The sequence below is a fragment of the Bartonella japonica genome (assembly GCF_040545385.1).
Lineage (GTDB): Bacteria > Pseudomonadota > Alphaproteobacteria > Rhizobiales > Rhizobiaceae > Bartonella > Bartonella japonica.
The window spans coordinates 1-17,780 of the sequence record NZ_JBEPLT010000019.1; the positions used below are offsets into that span (position 1 = coordinate 1).

General features: G+C 41.4%; 15 protein-coding genes and 4 pseudogenes. 3 read left to right on the forward strand and 16 right to left on the reverse strand.

Going from position 1 to position 17,780, the window contains the following annotated elements:
- The 15 genes and pseudogenes from ABID39_RS06900 to ABID39_RS06970 all read right to left on the reverse strand — a co-directional run.
- Positions 1-174, reverse strand: a pseudogene (locus tag ABID39_RS06900) (DNA adenine methylase); the annotation flags it as partial.
- Between the two features lie 24 nt (positions 175-198).
- Positions 199-429 (reverse strand): hypothetical protein, encoded by a 231-nt coding sequence (locus tag ABID39_RS06905; RefSeq protein WP_354187320.1) that lies wholly within the window; start codon positions 427-429, stop codon positions 199-201.
- Positions 430-545: 116 nt separating this feature from the next.
- Complete coding sequence (locus tag ABID39_RS06910; RefSeq protein WP_354187348.1) at positions 546-770, reverse strand: hypothetical protein; 225 nt, start codon at positions 768-770, stop codon at positions 546-548.
- On the reverse strand, positions 770-1,432 hold the full coding sequence (bgtA, locus tag ABID39_RS06915) for a gene transfer agent endolysin BgtA (RefSeq protein ID WP_354187322.1): 663 nt from the start codon (positions 1,430-1,432) through the stop codon (positions 770-772). The genes ABID39_RS06910 and bgtA overlap by 1 nt, the downstream gene beginning before the upstream one ends.
- Positions 1,433-1,451: 19 nt before the next feature.
- On the reverse strand, positions 1,452-5,120 hold the full coding sequence (locus tag ABID39_RS06920; protein WP_354187324.1) for a phage major tropism determinant: 3,669 nt from the start codon (positions 5,118-5,120) through the stop codon (positions 1,452-1,454).
- Positions 5,121-5,150: 30 nt separating this feature from the next.
- Positions 5,151-5,372, reverse strand: a complete 222-nt coding sequence (locus ABID39_RS06925; protein ID WP_354187326.1) for a hypothetical protein — start codon at positions 5,370-5,372, stop codon at positions 5,151-5,153.
- Positions 5,373-5,384: 12 nt separating this feature from the next.
- A complete protein-coding gene (gene bgtC, locus ABID39_RS06930; RefSeq protein ID WP_354187328.1) occupies positions 5,385-6,731 on the reverse strand; it encodes a gene transfer agent tail collar protein BgtC in 1,347 nt (448 codons plus the stop codon).
- Between the two features lie 7 nt (positions 6,732-6,738).
- Entirely contained in the window at positions 6,739-7,764 is a 1,026-nt protein-coding gene (gene bgtC / locus ABID39_RS06935; protein WP_354187330.1) for a gene transfer agent tail collar protein BgtC, read from the reverse strand.
- An 11-nt stretch (positions 7,765-7,775) separates the two neighbouring features.
- Positions 7,776-8,438: pseudogene (locus tag ABID39_RS06940) on the reverse strand (transglycosylase SLT domain-containing protein).
- Positions 8,438-10,618: a glycine zipper family protein gene (locus ABID39_RS06945; protein WP_354187332.1), complete on the reverse strand. Its 2,181-nt coding sequence runs from the start codon at positions 10,616-10,618 to the stop codon at positions 8,438-8,440. The pseudogene ABID39_RS06940 and the gene ABID39_RS06945 overlap by 1 nt, the downstream one beginning before the upstream one ends.
- 6 nt (positions 10,619-10,624) lie before the next feature.
- Positions 10,625-12,052: a hypothetical protein gene (locus ABID39_RS06950; protein WP_354187334.1), complete on the reverse strand. Its 1,428-nt coding sequence runs from the start codon at positions 12,050-12,052 to the stop codon at positions 10,625-10,627.
- A gap of 18 nt (positions 12,053-12,070) precedes the next feature.
- Positions 12,071-12,904: a BaGTA-type gene transfer agent maturation protease BgtD gene (gene bgtD / locus ABID39_RS06955; protein WP_354187336.1), complete on the reverse strand. Its 834-nt coding sequence runs from the start codon at positions 12,902-12,904 to the stop codon at positions 12,071-12,073.
- 1 nt (position 12,905) lies between these two features.
- Complete coding sequence (locus ABID39_RS06960) at positions 12,906-13,331, reverse strand: hypothetical protein (RefSeq protein WP_354187338.1); 426 nt, start codon at positions 13,329-13,331, stop codon at positions 12,906-12,908.
- Positions 13,331-14,788 (reverse strand): gene transfer agent protein BgtE, encoded by a 1,458-nt coding sequence (gene bgtE, locus ABID39_RS06965; RefSeq protein WP_354187340.1) that lies wholly within the window; start codon positions 14,786-14,788, stop codon positions 13,331-13,333. The genes ABID39_RS06960 and bgtE overlap by 1 nt, the downstream gene beginning before the upstream one ends.
- Position 14,789: 1 nt before the next feature.
- Complete coding sequence (locus tag ABID39_RS06970) at positions 14,790-15,497, reverse strand: phage adaptor protein (RefSeq protein ID WP_354187342.1); 708 nt, start codon at positions 15,495-15,497, stop codon at positions 14,790-14,792.
- A gap of 74 nt (positions 15,498-15,571) precedes the next feature.
- Between ABID39_RS06970 and ABID39_RS06975 the strand changes: the two are divergent.
- Positions 15,572-15,867, forward strand: a pseudogene (locus tag ABID39_RS06975) (type II toxin-antitoxin system RelE/ParE family toxin).
- Complete coding sequence (locus ABID39_RS06980; RefSeq protein ID WP_354187344.1) at positions 15,848-16,132, forward strand: addiction module antidote protein; 285 nt, start codon at positions 15,848-15,850, stop codon at positions 16,130-16,132. The pseudogene ABID39_RS06975 and the gene ABID39_RS06980 overlap by 20 nt, the downstream one beginning before the upstream one ends.
- Before the next feature lie 35 nt (positions 16,133-16,167).
- Here the strand turns inward: ABID39_RS06980 and ABID39_RS06985 are convergent.
- Positions 16,168-16,419, reverse strand: a pseudogene (locus ABID39_RS06985) (hypothetical protein); the annotation flags it as partial.
- 168 nt (positions 16,420-16,587) lie between these two features.
- Between ABID39_RS06985 and ABID39_RS06990 the strand changes: the two are divergent.
- Positions 16,588-17,754 carry a tyrosine-type recombinase/integrase gene (locus ABID39_RS06990; protein ID WP_354187346.1) on the forward strand — a complete coding sequence of 389 codons (1,167 nt, stop codon included), beginning with the start codon at positions 16,588-16,590 and terminating at the stop codon, positions 17,752-17,754.
- The last annotated feature ends 26 nt before the right edge of the window (positions 17,755-17,780 follow it).

Sequence of the window (17,780 nt, forward strand, 5' to 3'; positions counted from 1 at the left end):
TAATGATGGAATATTTCGCTGGTCTTTTGTTCAGAAAAATGACACCTGAACCTAAAAATGGTTCAACATAGGTTTCATGATCAATATTATTTAAATCGGTATAATTGTCTTACGCAGATGGCATTTGCCACCCATCCACGCAAACAATGTTTGTGTAAATTCTTGTTTTGTCATGTTTTTAAGAAGATTTTTTGTGCTTTAACTTTTGGTTATCCACTTTTTAAAGTATGATAATATGTTGTCTAGTGCGTCCATAAGGCGGGCAAAATCGATAACAAACATAAAGATAATAAAGGCTATCCATTTCATAATGCGTGACATCATCTTTAAACCTTGGTAGGTCTCTATCATCTCATGAAGCAGCTGTTGTTCTGTTTCACTAAGATCTTCATCTTTCCTGTGTTGTTTTTTGGCCATCTTGCCAACCACATAAATGCGCTCCCTGTTTGTTATGTTTTAATATCTCTCGTGCGAGGTTGGGACTGATAGCTTCTATATCTTGCCTATCCAAATAAATGGGCAACCAACCGACACAAGAAACAACCCTATTTGCCGCGCACCCAGCGAGAAAGCTCAGCACGCACATCAGAATTACCTTTTCTATTAACTTCATTTTCAACCTCAAGCCGTGTTTCTGCTGTCTTTAAAGCATGGTCTATTTGCTTATGCTTCTCTGCTTTCCTGCCAAGATGAAATGCCTTGGCTAAAGCCATAAAAAAAACGGCTAAAGCCGTCATAATCATCAGCTGATATTTCTTAAGAAAAACCATCACAAACGTTCCTCCCGAAACCGCTTAGCTACAAAAAATATGCCTGTACAAGCTGCCAAAACCATAATGACTGCTAATGCCCATTGGATAGGACCATTGCCTGCTAGCAAGCCTCCAAGTCCCGAAAACGATCCTATAATCGGAGCAAGCGCTTCGGCTTTGAAAAGTCCCGTTGCCTCTTTCTTCTCCACTCTTTGATAGTTAGAAGAAATATAAGACCCTCTTGCCCATAATCCCGCCTCAGCTGCTCGACGGTTGGCTAATCCTCGGAGTGGTTTTCCACCTACCTTATTCCATTTCTGTAATTCAACCGGAACGGATTCATAATCACCTTGATTAAGCTTCTTCAACAATGTCGACTTGCAAAAAGCCGCTGTTCCTATGTTATAGCAAAATGATACCAATGCTGCGAATTGTGCATCCGTTAACGAAACCGTCACAGCTTCATCAACTGCTTTCTCAAACTGCTTTAAATCCTCACAAAGGATTTCTTCTGCTTGTTTTTGCGTGATACACATGCCTTTTTTGACTAAAGGTTTGCCTGCATCACTCGTATGACCATAACCAATAGTCCAAATACATGCCGTATCTCTATAAGCTTCTAAACGCAAGCCTTCCCATCTTTTGATAAGCTCTAACCCTTCTTGCGATATTTTCCGCATTCTTATCTCCTTTTTATTATTAGGTTCTGAGAGGTTCGCTAACGCCACGAGCGGTGTGAGTGGCTCCAATAGCATCATCACTTATCTCAGCAGCACGAGCAAATGGTCCAGCGTACCTGTAGTTATAATCTCCACCAGCATACAGAGCGCGGAAAACTGTTTTCGTTCTGCCATCACTCTGCCGTTCAAGGACTGGATAAGTCCCTGCAAGGTATTGCCAAAAACAACCAGAACCGTCTTCACAACCGATATTTGAAATGATACGCTGTTTATTTGCACCAGAATGACCACCTGTTCGTCTAATTTGTGCTACATTTCTATCCTTGAGCCCATTAGTCGTTCCAAACATTGCAGAATTAAACTCACGTTCCGTAGGAAGACGCTTGTTTACACTCAATAAATCGATTTCATGCTGATATTTTTTTCTAAAACTAATAGGTTCATTATATCGGGACTGTGTATTTTCGTCCTGTCGAGATTGTAGATAAATATCTACCCATAAATCCATCCTCGCGTCATACACCATGCCCGCTGGACTACTGATCGGTTTGTGATTTAAACACCAAATAGAATGAGGTAAAATATCTCCTGCTTTAAAGCCAGACAAAGGATGATCAGCAATCGTACCAACATCCGCACAAAGCGTATGAAATCCACCAATCAGTAAAGAGGTTGTATTATTCTCCCCAGGGGGAAACCCCAAGTGATCCCTGATCGCAAAAGTGACTTCCGCAGGTCCAGGGAACGTATACCAATCCACAATTAAATAAATATAATAATCTTTACCTGGCTGCAAATCATGTTGTCCCCCTCCAATATCATGAGAAATCGTCCTATCCGTATTAATCATAATTATATGTGTAGGATCTTTATCTGTTGACGGTATATTAAATACAGTACCAGCCTTAAGAGTAACAATCCTACGTTGACGCTCATTCGTACTACCGCCATGACGTAAATATGGTTTTGCGCAGGATAAAACATTTAAATTTGTGTTGCGTAAGATATTCTGAAGATCGTTAATTGCTATCGTATTGTTAAAGTTTTGGATCGTGTTCTTGGCAACATCACCTATCAAGCGCCTAGGCTCCGTCAGCCAATTATTTATTCTCATCCCTAAAACAGAATGATCCGCATATTTTGAATCATAGGCACTGTAATCAAATCCAGCTAACTTCTTCTTACTTTCAGAAATACGCATTAATTCATTGGGACGACCATTCCCATGCCCCGTGACAAGCTTACCAAAATCCGTTGTTTGATCATATCCTACACCTTTAACCTCAAAAGCTGCTTTCCATTTTGCAGATAAGGGATCAACTGCAGGATTGCTTTTGAGTTTGCTTATCTCTGCTTCATTAGAGTCAGATTTATTTTTGGCATTTTCTGCTAAGGTACTCACAGAATTCAATGTTTCTGATAAAGTAGAAAGCCGAGTGCCCAGTGCATTATTATTATCGGTTACTTGTTGCACTTGCGTAGATAAACTGCTCATGTTTCCTTCAACCTGTACGACTTTAGGCTGCATGTCATCTACACTCGTCTTTAGTCCGGCTAAACCTTTCTTATTCTGATCACAACATTGCTGAAGACTCTCTATTTCATTCTTCGTAGAAGTCAGTTGAGTTTTAATATTTTGCGCTTCAACCTTTGCTTCACTTATATCTGTCTGTAACTTTGCTTGCGTACCTTCAAGCGTGGTCGCTTTATTAAGCGCATTATTTGCTACAGAAGATATATCATTGATCTTATTCACAGCATCACCGGCTGTAGTTTTCGTAGTATTAGAGGTAATTTCAAGACTATTGATTTTCGCTTCTAACCTGCCAACCTTAGATGAGGTATCCTCAGCTTTACCCTCTATCGATATAACCCTAGGCTCTAATGTCTCTGCTTTATTCTTAGCAGAATTCGCTATTTCAGTGACTGTAGCTACAGATTGTTTTAAATTTGTATTCTCTTGTTCAACAGAAGTGATTTTGCCTTCTAAAGTATCTAATGCCTGTTTAGCTTTTTGAATATCAGGCGAGCATGTTTCTAAAACTGTTAACTTCGTATCAACTTTTTCAGCTTTTTGCTGTGCTTCAAGAGCTGTAGCTTTAACAGCTGTTAATTCATTCGTATGAGACTGCGTTGTTTCTTCTAATTTCTCAACTTTACCCGTTACATCATTCACTTTCGTTTCAGCGCGTTGAGAAATACCCTTGGCTTCCTCACAGCATTCTGTTGCAGATTGTGAAATCTGTTGTGCTAATAACTGAGCTGCTTCCGCTTTATTCTTCGCTTCCTCTGCCATCGTTTGCACTTGCTTTGATACTTGAGAATTTTCGGTGACAGAAGTATGAGCTCTCTCCACTAGGCTTTTTGTCTCATCTGCTACTGCCTTCGCTTCATTCGCTGTTCTTCCCGCCTCATCCGCTATCGATTTCGCATTATTAGCTATTTCCTTTGCTTTATCTGCTTCTCCTTTTGCTTCATAAGCTCTGTTATTCGCTGCCTCTGCTATTTCCTTTGCTTTATTCCCCTCTATTTCCGCTAAATTTGCTCGAACTTTCGCTGCATCCGCCGCATTATTCGCATCATACGCTGTACTATGAGCCCTGTAAGCTGTATCTTTCGCGGATTCAGCAGCTTCCTTCGCTTGCGATGCCTCACGTTTGGCATAATCTGCGCTACTTTTGGCTTCCTTCGCTGTCTTTTCTGCCTCATTGGCTACAGTCTCTACTGAATCCGCTTTAGCTTTCGCTTCTTGGGCTAATCTTTCTGCTGCTTCCGATTTATTCTTTGCTTCTTCTGCTATATTCTTAATAGCTTCACTACTCACCTGTGCAGCTTGCTTATGCTCAGAAACTCCCTGTTCAACGGCAGCCTTCGCCTCATTCGCTATTCTAGTAGCTTGCGTTGCATCTTGCTGTGCCTTCTCTGCCTTTGCTGTTGAGGTTTCCGCTATGCCTTTCGCTGTTTCTGCTAACGTCTTTGCTTCATTGGATTTCGTCAGAGCTTCCGATGCTATTTGTGTCGCCTCATCCCCTTTTTGCTTGGCTGTATTCGCTGTCGTTATTGCCGTTTCAGATGCACTCTTCACTTCACTAAGCGTTTGTTGGGATTCCTCAGAAATGCTCTTGGATTGTTGTGCTAACCTCTTTGCCTCTTCTGATACCACCTTGGCTTCCTCAGCATACCCCTTTGCTTCACCAGCTGTCTGTTTCGCATCATTGGCAGTCGTAAGAGCTGTAGCTGCTTCTTGTCTTGCCTGCGTCGAAGTTTGATCAGCTCGATTGGCTGTTGTTAATGCGGTTTCACTACTCTCTTTCGCTTCATTCGATATCCTCTCAGCCTCTTTGCTTGCCTGCTTGGCTTCGGTCGCCATAGTTGTTGCTGTCGATGCTGCACTGACTGCCTGTGCAGACGTAACCGATGCCGCTTCCACTAATTCTTTCGTATCTGCCGCTATTCTTTTTGCTTCATCCGCTGTCTGCTTGGCTGTATTCGCTAATCCCGTTGCACGCTCTGAAACTTGCTGTGCCTGAACACCCTGTTCTGCTGTCGCGAAAACCTCATAAGCATAGAGAGAAGCGGTTCCTAACAATTTGGGAACGACAACCGTATCTTGTGAAATCCCTTCTATAATCTCCTCTTTTGTTGCCGCTGGTATCTGAAACTCATGTGTATGGTACGGTATTCCCATGGTCTTTCTTCCTCAATGCCAAGCCAATAATTACAACGAACACTCTTTCAGCTCTTCTAGCTCTGTACTTAAAACTCTCAAGCGCTCTTCTAATCCTTGCAAAGAGCCGTCAAAATCTGACTTTAACGATGCTTTTAGAATAGCTATAATTCCATCAAGCGGGGCATGCACAAAATGATCCCCTGAATACAAAACGACCCGTACTTGAGACGGGTCGCTAATTTCTGATATTGCAAACGGTTTCGATAACATTGCATTCCCTCCTTATGTCTTTATCCCATAAACGATACTCGTATTAATCGGGCGCGTTTCAATCCCACCAAACGAACACGTCGTGGCAATATGATCATGGATGCCTAAATCTGCTTCTTTTGGAACTGTATAGATTAGGTAACGGTTTTCATGTTGGAGTAAAAATGGCGGCACTCTTTGTGTATCTTCAGGAAAGCTTGCTTCCGGAAGATTTTCTTGTTGAGGCTTTTGTGTGACTCTTTCAAATGCTTCATTGCACCGTTCTAAAGCATCCCCTGTTAATCCCGCGCATTCTTCATTAACAGCACCATCAACAGTGTCATTAACAACATAATACCGTACAGAAGGTGGAATTTTAGGTCCTAAGGGACAATTAATATCCGCATACCCCCAAAGGCTGGGGCTAAAACAACGCTTGCTATATCTCTCAATCAAAGACATAGGTGCCGGAGCTCCTCGCAACTCCCTTGCAATACATTTATAAACATCATCCAAAGTCCCGTGATGATCAAAACAACCTTTTACTGCATATTCTTGGATTCTTCTCGTTTCGGGATCAGATGAAAGATCACGCTTACTTCTCGAAGAACGTCTTGCCGGCGCAACAGCATCAACAACATAATCATGACCTCTCAAAGAATACTGTTGGATGCTTGCAAAACTTCGTCCTGCATCAACAGAACCAAAATAATCAAAGCCACGTAAAAACATCCCTCTAAAATCAGGGACATTAAACGTTGTTGCTCCATCACCATTCCCCCACATCGTCCCTATCGTTGCAAAAAGATTATGATAAGTGTCACGCGAATAAGCACTCCCATCACACAACAGCCAACCATCCGGCAATGTTTCCATCGCAAAATTTCCTATAAAGCCTATAGGCAAGCGTTGAAAATGAGAAACTTTTCTTCTTGTGGGATTTAGCAATTGCCATCCAGAAATCTCTTCATCATATACAAGCGTGTATATGCATCCAGTTTGGATTTCTCCTCCTACAACGGCAGTAACACCGGTTGCTGATGCCTTATAAACGGGTTTACTCGGAAAATCATTGATAGATACAGTTGTGGCTCCAATATTATTGCCCTTCGATTTAAATCGCACAACCAAACCATTACTATATGTGTAAGGTTGTGATCTACTTGTTAAGCGAATTACCGTGTATTGTCGTTCAAAATCAACCTCAACAATACCTTCAAGTGCTCCACCCGTATCTGATAAATACTCTCTAACCCTTTGCATCATTCCACGAGCGCTGTTATTAACTGTATGAGGAAACTGACCCTCAGACCAATTAATAATGCTATCCGCTCCAGCGTTTTCTGACGCCATTAAAGACCAGCTATAAATATCTGACATGCTGTCCTCAGGTTTTTATTGCAAAAATAACCGATACATTGATAGGGCGCGTTTCACCCTCTTTATCTGCTGATACTATGACCTTTTGTGTATCAGATTGCTCCGAAGGTATTGCCAAAACATCATAGGTCCTTATGTCCGTTTCGCTTACTCCAGAAGCTGAGGCAACTTTCAACCTCTTATCATCATCCAGCAAATGACCCCATATAATGGTCGCATCCCCATGCCAATGAGTGCCATCATCCTTATCCATATCTAAAACCGATATATTATGACCATCGTGTTTATGGGTTTGGATCAAATCTTGCTGCACACTGGCAAAACTGCGTCCTCTATCAATATTGCGACCAGCATCAAAACCACGTAAAAACATCCCCCGTAAATCCGGTATATTAAAAGTTCTAACCCCGTCCCCACTTCCCCATGTCGTCCCAATTGCAGCAAAAAGATCACTATAAAGACTTCGCGAATAAGCACCTCCATCACACAAAAGCCAGCCACTTGGGATTGCTTGCATAGCAAATGTTCCTATAAACCCTGCTGGATAAAGAGAACTTGCCAAACCTTGGGATGATGCTACAGGTGTCGGATTAAGCAAATGCCATCCCGAAATCTCTTCATCATATACGAGTGTATATATGCAGCCAGTTTGGATTTCCCCTCCCTCTAACAAGGTTGCAACACCGGTGTCTGATGCCTTGTAAACCGGCTTGCCGGCAAGACCATTGAGCAAAACTGTGGTCGCTCCAACATTCTTACCCCTTGCTTTAAACCGCAAAACAATATCATTCTTGTACTCTAAAAATTGCGATTTACTCTGTAGCCTTATTGCTGTCGTTTGTTGGTTATGATCAACAGTAACAACACCTTCAAGCGCGCCGCCTGTATCTGATAAATACTCTCTAACCCTTTGCATCATTCCACGAGCGCTGTTATTGATCGTGCTAGGACGTTGTCCCTCTGACCAATCAATCAAATCATCTGCGCGTGTGTTATCCGCCGCTTTAAGCGACCAATCATAAATCGTTGACATGAGTGTAAATCCTAATTGCGGTAAAATGGTCCGTAAAATGCCCGCATGAATTGCGTCATCAAAGGGTTATCATCATCACTCTCATCTTCTTCCGAAGCCTCTGCTTGTGATGCTAACAATGCCCTTAAAACCTCTAGAAAATTGTCTCTATGTCTAAAGCCACCTTGCGCTATAGGATGACCAATAGACAATGGACGAGTTGCCTGCTGCCCACCATACATTTGCAGCACTCGGTTGACAAAATCACTGGCACGCATACCATTGTTCCCACCATTCAAACCAACCGCATTGCTCCCAACAATTTGTGCTGCATTGGCATGAGGATTTTGTAAGAGGCGGGCGGCTCCACCTGCACCTTGTTGATGCGCTAAGTACAATTCTGCTTCTGTAGGCGCTCTTCCCAACACACGACTTAAATGATTGCGATTATCAAGGGTCAATCATCCCATGGCATCTGCCGCTTGCACGGGGTCAAAACGATCCTGCAAACCATATTGCTTGGCTGTGCTGTCTATAAACTGGTACAATCCACCCGCAGAAGAACGTGGATTCCTTGCATTGGGATTGCCTCCACTTTCAACCTGTGCAACACGATATAAATAGCTCTCAGGCAATCCATAACGCGCTGCTGACTGGCGTATCGCTTGATCGACTGAAGGACTATAACGGATCATTAACCATTACTCCCTAAACGTCTTCTCTCTTCTCTTGAAAAGAGCGAAGAAATAACATGCAAAATATGGTCACTAACAATTCCTGTTTTATGTAATCGTATAAATCTTTGTAACATTTGAGCAACTTCCTGCTGGTTCATACCTTTAACGCCAAAAGTTGCTAATTTCGCTATATCTCGTTCAAGTATTTGTCTCTCTTTTTGAGAGAATTTCCTAATCGCATCAGATAAAATATTTTGTATAATCTGTCCCGCTGCACGTGCTATACTAACTTTCCCGTACGGTAGATTAACACCTGTTAAATAACTAGGTTCGGGCGTTCCTTGAAACGGTTTTATGGCTCTTTGCGCCGCATCTTGATAGAACCTTTCATCCTCTACAGTTTTTCTAAACCCATGAATGTTTTTAGAGCTTAAAGATCTGCTTAGATTATCTGACATACGACCCGTTTGTAAAATATTCGAAAGTCTATTAACAGGACGCGAACCTTTTAATAGATCATCAATATAGTCTCTCATCCCTACATGATAAGTATTGAGACCACTAGACATTGCTCCTTTACGAAGACCTTCTTTAATCCCCTCTCCAGAAACATCTCTCTGTACAATGTTTTTGCCTTGTTCTATCGCTTCTTGAAAACCTTTATATTTTTCTACACTAGCCCGCGCTGCTTTGTAAGTAGAGGAGATTTCATCCGTTATCTTTACCAAATTATTCTTAAGTATTTGGTACCCTGTAGCCTTTTGTTTATCACCAAAATTCCGAGACTTTTCGATTAAATCATCAATAGATTTCTTCGTTTGATTTAATAACGCCATTGTGGGTTTATAGTTTATATGGATAAAATCCTTATCATAAAATCGTTGAGCAATTGCTGTGCGCGGGTCTCCTTCTAAGGTATCAACCGCTTCTTTTACAGCGTTTTGAAACCATTTATTTTTGAAAAGCCTATTAAGAGCGGGATAATGCTTTTTTGCTATGGGAGTTTGCATTGCTTCTGCATAAAGATGTTTATATTCTTTTTCACCTTGCTCTTGAAGCACCCTTTTTAAAACTTTCGTATCTTGAAGAGGTGTAATGTTTTCATCTGCTGACCGACCAATACGATCAAGTGCTCCCTTCATCCGCCCCTCATGAGCTTGTTTTAAAAGATCTGCAACACGCGTGTTTGTTTTCCCCATATTCGCAATTGATACTTCTAAATTAGGACTGATATCTGTCAAAAATGCATTACGTGGCGCATTTGCAAGACGTTCTACAACATTTCCAATACCATCATCATGCAATGTTTTTGCAATTTCCCTAACCGCTTTGGTTTGAACTTCCTTATGAGCAGGATTAAAACGACCTCCTTTCATAAAAGGAATATAGGGAACATGTTGCAATACACTTGCTATTTTTCTTAATCCCCAAGAAGAAATTGTACCAGCAACAGAACCAACGGGAGCTGCTACTGCTCCAATACCACCACCTACCCCAGCCGATATAAGACGACCAGAAAGCCCCTCTCCCGCCCCTGAACCATGTAAAGCTCCTGAACCTGCTCCGAAAAGCGCCGCATTACCAAGATTTCTAAATGTTGACATATGCTTTGCAAAAAGCAAACCCCTTAATGGAGGCGCAATAAATGAGAGTATTGCCGGTATCGTTGAACCACCAACATAAGCCAGAGAAGACGAAAAAGGATGTTTTTCTTTCAAGGCTTTTTGGTAAGCGCGCTCCTTAGCTACTCTTCTGTTATAGACCTCTTCTGCTCGTTTATCGCCACTCCAATAATCCGTAAAGCCTGCTTCATGTACTGCTCTCATCTCGTCAAAATAATCTGCCGTCGCACCAGACGCGATATTTCTCATAATAGCATCTGACAACGTAAGATCTTTATCATCAAATGAAAAATCATCTGTTGTAGTTGATTGATCTTTTGTGTTTTGTTGACTTTCAGAAAAAGAATTAGATAGCTTCGCAATCTCAGCAGGATCTTCAACTACGCGGAAACGTTTCCCATTCTTAGCATATACATATTGAGATGAAGATGAAGATGAAGATGAAGATGAACTGTTAGCATGTAACTTTATAATTTTTTCAATCTCAGCAGGATCTTCAACTACGCGAAAACGCTTCCCATTCTTGGCATATACATATTGAGAACGCATCTTCTCAGAAATGTTATAAGGGTCCATTACTATTTAATCCTCAACCAAAAATTTACCACTAGAACTGTCCCTAAAATAAGGTACGTTATCCTTAATAGATGCCTCTTCTAAACTCATCTTAGGTATATTTATCAAATTCCCTTGTGATAGTTGCGAACCACTTCCAAATGCTTCATCCACATCCGCAGCCGTTATGTTATCATTCATCAAAATAGCTAATTGCGCATCTGTTGCTTTGTTATAAATCTCCTGTAAACGTTGCAAATTCCTTATAAGCTCTTGAGGAGATAAACTCTGTTGCAAAGCAACATAAACATTTTCTAATCTTACACCTTCCTTATCAGTCAAATTACCCAATCCTGAAGCACCATTAGGTGATAGCGCTTTAATCCTCTCTAGCCTGTGAAGCATTGCTCCTCCCCTGATTGTTTCAAGATGATCCCTTAAACGTGATGCCGGTGTGTTCCACAAATTCTGTAAAAATTGACCAATTGGACCAGTAGAGAAATTAGGATTTTTCTTAAGTATCTCAAGAGCCGAATTTATTGCATGTGATGTACTTTCTCTCATAATTTTGGCATCTACTATTTGTAATTTTTTCAACTGTTCACGCTTTTGCATATCTTCATGTGCTTTTCCACCTTCAACCGTAACATATCTATATCCACCTGGTGCATTCGGATCTTCCACCAGCATCCTACCGTCATTAGTAAATTGGGGATTCTTGTTTCCACCACTAATTTTTTGTGCTAAAAACGCATTTAACGCATCGTTATTCCTAGCCATGAACCGCGCTTCATCTTCGCTGTAGCCTTTAGATTTTAGATACTCAACGGTCTGATTAACTTGACTTCTTTTTTCTCTTTCCATATCACCAAGACGAAGATTCATAGCCCCATTCGCTAAACTTTGCGCTATCGTCCCGTCTGATAATGCATAACCAATCCCATAATCCGATAATCTTTGTAAAAACTCAGGACTACGCAAGTAATCCCAAAAACTCTGTTGAGAAACAGTATTCTGTTGTGGCTGTGCAACCTGCTGTGGTTCTACCGGTGAAATAGGCTCTGGTAATTGAGACTGCTTTGGTTTTAATGATGCCAAATCTGAAATTGCATTAGGCAAAGGTTCCATATCTAAAGGGTTTGGTTGTGAACCAAAAGTCGCTACTGGTAAAGAAGGGACTGAAGACGGTACATCCGGTTTTATACCTGCCGGTCTTAAAGACGAACTTACATCTGGTAAAGGTGAAGTATTTTTAGCAAAACCTAAAGGGTTCGATTGTGAACCAAAAGTTGCTATAGGTGAAGAAGGGATTAAATAAGGAAAATTATTTGCCTGTTGTTTAGCGTCTTCTAATGCCAAACGTTGATCGTAGCTACGTATATATGGTCCAAATGAGCTCATTAAATACATAGACTTAAGAAGTCTTGATAAAATATTATCGTTACTATTTTGCATAACTATCTCACTTTTTTCCTACTTCAAAGCCAATTTAGCAATACTAGCTAAAATCCCTATAGTATTCTTCCAAGGGTCGTTATCATGCATCTTAGATTCTGACATATTATTCGTTGTCTTGCCGTAATTACCTGCAAAGCCACGACCAGCATTCATCAACATATTCAGTCTGTTCCAACCGCTATTATCTTGCTCCAGCCAACGTTCACGATTGGCATCAACGAGTCTTTGGTTGTAATCATCGAGGAGTGATGACCCCTGCAGCGCATTGGAATAGGTATTACCATAACCTTGTAAGAAGTTATTCGATGCTCCCAACTGATTTTGATTGGCTTGGTCTATCATGGCATTGGCTTGCATCATATGTTGCAAGTCTTGATTATATTGATCTGCCATAGCGCGAGCATACACAGAACCACTGCCCTTCCTTAACTCATCTTTATGATCCGGTGCTCCATAACGACCAATCCCTGAGAAATATCTATTAATTCTATTTTCTACGTCATCTAATCCTTCTTGAAGAGCTTGTTTAAAATACGAATTGCCTCCCATCATACCGCCTGAAGCCATTCTGCCAAGGTTGCTTGCCGCCGCTGTTGGCGTATGAAGCAAATTCATCAAAGAACTATTTTGATAATGATAAGGAATGCTCCCAAGACCCCCAATGGCATGATAGGTTGGAGCACTTAAAGGTGCAATGCGTGGACCACCATAAACATTGCCACCTGCTCCTAAATTATAAAGATTAAGCGCGTTTGTAGCACCCTGCTTAAAAATATTATCCGCCCAAGAAGGGGGAGCGCTTGTCTGCACCTGTTTTTGTTGTGTCGTTGACGGTGTTTTACTCCCCATTTCACAATTCCTTCCTATAATAAAGCATCGTTATGCCATAGCCTTGCTTGGTCAATGCGCGCTTCCATCCTAAGCGACCCAAAATCTCTATCTCTGAAGCACCATTCTCGCGCGCCCAGTCCTCTGCAACTTTCAGATTGTCAACCTGATCAAGAATGCCCTTGCCACTACATTCACAAATGAGAGCACGCTTCTTGCCTAAAACTGTCTGTTGGATCTGTGTTGTAACTGCCGCTAAAAACCGATCTTCATCATCCAAAACAAGCCATAACTGTTTTTTCCCCGTGCAAATGGCTTCAATGAGATCTTGCAACGTAATTTCATCTTTAAAACGCTCAACATACTCGCTAAAGCACGCAATAATTTCTTCCAAATAAGGAGCCATTCGCTCCCTATCCCAAGACGTAGTCAAAAAGACTTTTGCCATTACCCTCTACCTAAAGGTCGTAAGTCCACATTAAATCCCGTGATATGGTTCCAGCTAACGCCTTCAGGAATGCGCAATTTAAAACGGTGATAACGATTACGTGAACGACCATGATAAGCACCCGTAACCAATGAGCATTCTTTTTCCTTATGCCATGTGATAAGTGTAGCAGAATGACGAAGTCGACGTTCGCCTATGCTTAAAAGACCTTCAAGTGTATCAACTTCAGCAAACATTTTCGTGATAAAATTAAAACTCCCATCAGGAGAACCCATCTCTTGCGAAACAACAACCGCCTCCATTGGCGATCCTGTAAACACAACAAGCCTATTATTTTTATCAAAACCACCAAGTACTGGAGCACCACTTTGCCAAATGGCACTATCAAGAGAAGCAGGCAATTCCTCAAGACTGGTCGAAACTGCATCCAATTGTTCTAAGGTGTAACCTGTTGTAAAAACAGGAAACAATGTGAAAGGATCTCCCTGTATCGTTGACCATTTTTGCAATCCCCAATCATAAACAAAGGTACTTTGCTGATTGTCACCACTCTTCAATGACCAGTAAACACGATTATGGACAGGGTCGACCACCCCTTGCACCTTATCAAGAGAAAGCTTGTCAAAAGTGGAAAATACTGTTCGATCAACCTTCTCAAAACCTATCGGTAAAAGCTGCCCATCAGAACTCATCTGATAAAAACCGCCTTCTCCAGCAAAAAAAGCATCACTCCCACGGCAAACTATAGAGGTCGCACTGCGCACGCCACGCTTGTCATGAACCTTTTGGAAAATGAAAGGAACCTTAGAACCTAATGTGAAGGCACCCGCATAAATCGCAGAACGCAAGAAAATGAGTGGATTGGTCGATTCAGTCGCACCTTGAACATATTCACCGTCTTGAAAGTCATGATAGTAACAATCTTTATGACCAACCGTCCAATGGGTTGCATCATTTAAACCCGACCAATGAATGCGATTGGGGTGATCTGTCAATTGCATCAAACAAACAAAATCACCCCAAACCCTTACCAAACCTGCTTTCGGAGGACTGCCCCCTAACTCTTCAAACCTCTGCGAACTGCGAACATTCAATGCCTGCGGTTTATCATTCTTATTGACCGCAATAATAGTCTCGCCAAACAAGGCAAATGACCACCTATTCTCCTCATTCGCCTGATAGGTGACACCATCTTTGCTAACATCTGTCCAACCGCGCGTTTGACTATCGTAACTGTAAAGCTTTTTTGCACCACCTACGATAATCTTGACACCATTGCCTGTTCTAAACGCTATGGAACCTAAAGGGCTCTCTTCCAAAGGAGCAGAAATAACCGTTGCACTAGGCATTGGGATATAAGAACCATCTGCCGGCAATACATTGACCAGTGTATCCGTAAACTGACTGTTTACAGTCGCAACATCGGGTCGGTAGTCGGCTATCGGTAAATAAACCATACTAAAAATCCGTTGGAATTATTCTCGTCACGTTATGACGCTGAGAAGTCTCTGCACGTAATCCATGCAATTGCTCAGTAAAGTCATTATAAGCTGCCGCCGCACAATCAGGATCTTTCAGAATATTCTTATATAGTTCATATTTTGCACGCGCTTTAATCAGATCGAACCCATACACAAACCATGGATGCTCTTCATCTACATTCTCTATCTCGGACAAGCGCTGGGGGGAGAGAATGAGTTGAACCTGATACACTCTATCCGGTGTTGGATAAAGATACAATTTTCTATCAAAATAACTGTAATAAACCGGCGTTCCTTGCTGTGCTGATGACAACAAAAGCTCTAAAGAAGAAGGATTCTTCTGCTCCAATTCAATCTTGTCATGTGGATTGGAACGAAGATAAACATTTTTGATTTTGACAGCGCTTTCAATATGGTGGGACTCCGCTTCATCATAAACTCTTTGCCCCGCCCGTGTTTGAAATACAACTTCACGGCTTTCGTTAAAGTAAAAAGTCTCCTTCTCACAAAAACGAATAGCAGCCAAAATACTTTCTTGGATTTGCGCCACATACTCATCCGTAATGTCATCAATCTCATCTTGGATAACGGACACGAGGTGCGAAAGCGTTTTCTTATGACGAAAAACATCTTGCTTTGCCGATACCGGTCCTCCTGTCTTAACCCGAATATAATGACGTGACATCAGAATACCTTTCCAATGATACAAAAATTATAAACTAACTTGACATTATACATAATGTGCACTACACTACACTAATGATAGCGGTAATAAAAACAACAGATGAATTCGATGAATGGTTAGAAAAGCTGCCGATATAATTCTTACAAGACTGCATAGAATTCGTTCGGGGCTTTTAGGTGACGTTAAGTTTTTTAATGGTATAGGTGAATTGCGTATCCACTATGGGGCTGGATATCGAATTTATTTCGCAAAAAAAGGCGATCAAATCATTATATTGCTTTGGGGTGGTGATAAATCCACACAATCTAGTGATATTCAAAAAGCCTTATCTCTTTTAAAGGATCTTAAAAATGAAATTGAAAACCTTTAACTTTGAAAAACACCTCACAACACCAGAATCTCAAGAAGTTTTTTTAAACGAAGCCTTCAAAACCGGTGATGCAGCTCATATTGCTGATGCCATTGGTATTGTTGCTCGCACTCAAAATATGAGTGCCTTAGCAAAAGAAACCAATCGTGAACGCAGTGGATTGTACCGTTCTTTAAGCAAAACGGGTGATCCTAAGCTTTCAACCCTAGTCGCTGTCTTATCTGCCCTTAATTTACAACTCTCTGTACACTCTGCTACTTCATAAATCTGAAGGAGAGTAATAGATCTCTCCTCTCAATTTCAGTGATTAGTCACAAATTCAACGACTATACTTGCTTGACCTGCCTGAACAGTTTTATCTGCTTTGGCATAAAGCGTGACCTCTTTATCATCAGGAACAAACTCCTTCTGATTGGAAATCGTCGCGGCTTTAATACCGGCTTGTTTGATTTCTACCTCACCAAATTCAGTGCCTCCAGCAGTACTGCCTATCTTAACCTTCGTGTCAGAGAACGCCGTCTTAATAAACACCTTGATTGAAGTGATCAAAGCATTGATTTATAATAATAATCTAGCGTTATTCATATTGAATGAGAGTCCCGAATAACGTAAGATTCTCTCATCTTAAATCTGTGTATCTTGAATCAATCAAAACCACTCATTTGCACATAACAAGTGGGATGAGTGTGTGGATCAAATTTGTATAAGAAAGGAGTAAAAATGGCTCTTATGAACCGTCTTAATGCAAGGGCTGTCGCAACATTGGGGGCTGGCAAATATAATGATGGTGCCGGCTTGTTACTTCATAAGCGTAAAGATGGAGGTGCTCAATGGATTTTACGGTATACCCTTCACGGGCGTCGTCGTGAAATGGGCTTGGGTGCTTTAAGAGATGTTTCTTTAAAACAAGCCCGTGAATGTGCAATGCAATGGCGTGCTGTTTTACGTGAGGGGCGTGACCCTATTAAAGAACGCGATAAACAAAAGCGTGAGGCAATAAGCAATCTCCATTACTTAAAAGATATTGCACTAGATACTTTTGAAACTCGTAAAGCTGAATTAAAGTATGATGGTAAAGATGGATATTGGTTTTTACCATTACGCCTTCATATTCTTCCCAAATTAGGCTGTCTGCCGGTTTCAGAGATTACTCAAACAGAGATACGTAATACGCTTGCCCCTATTTGGCATACAAAAGCTAAAACTGCTCGAACAGCATTGATGCGTCTTAATCTTTGTCTTAAACATGCGGCTGCCTTAGGTTTGGATGTTGATTTACAGGCAACAGAAAAAGCACAAGCTTTATTAGGCAAACAACGCCATAAGATCACGAATAGACCAGCTATGGATTGGAAAGATGTCCCAGCCTTTTATCAAACGCTTTGTAAAACAACAACCATAACATATCTGGCATTACGTTTGCTTATTTTGACAGGCGTTCGCACACGTCCTTTGCGTCATATCCATAAAGATCAGGTTGAGGGTGATCTATGGACAATCCCTGCTGAGAATATGAAAGGAAGGCGTGATGCTACAACAGAATTTCGCGTGCCTCTATCAACAGAAGCATTAGAAATTCTAAAACAAGCGCGCTTGCTTTCTCGCAACGATTTCTTCTTTTCTGCAACTGGTCGCGGTCCCCTTGCTGAACGCTGTATGTCACAATATATGCAACGCGCTGGTCTTAAAGCCTGCCCCCATGGTTTTCGCTCTAGTTTACGCGATTGGCTCGCCGAAACAACCGATGCCCCCTATGAGGTTGCTGAAACTATTCTAAGTCATACGGTAGGAGGACAAGTAGAGCGTGCCTATCGTCGCACTGACTATTTAGAACAGCGCCGCGTTTATATGGATAAATGGGCGGCTTATGTCACTGGTCAATCTTAAGATATGGGGTAATTTACCCCATCATC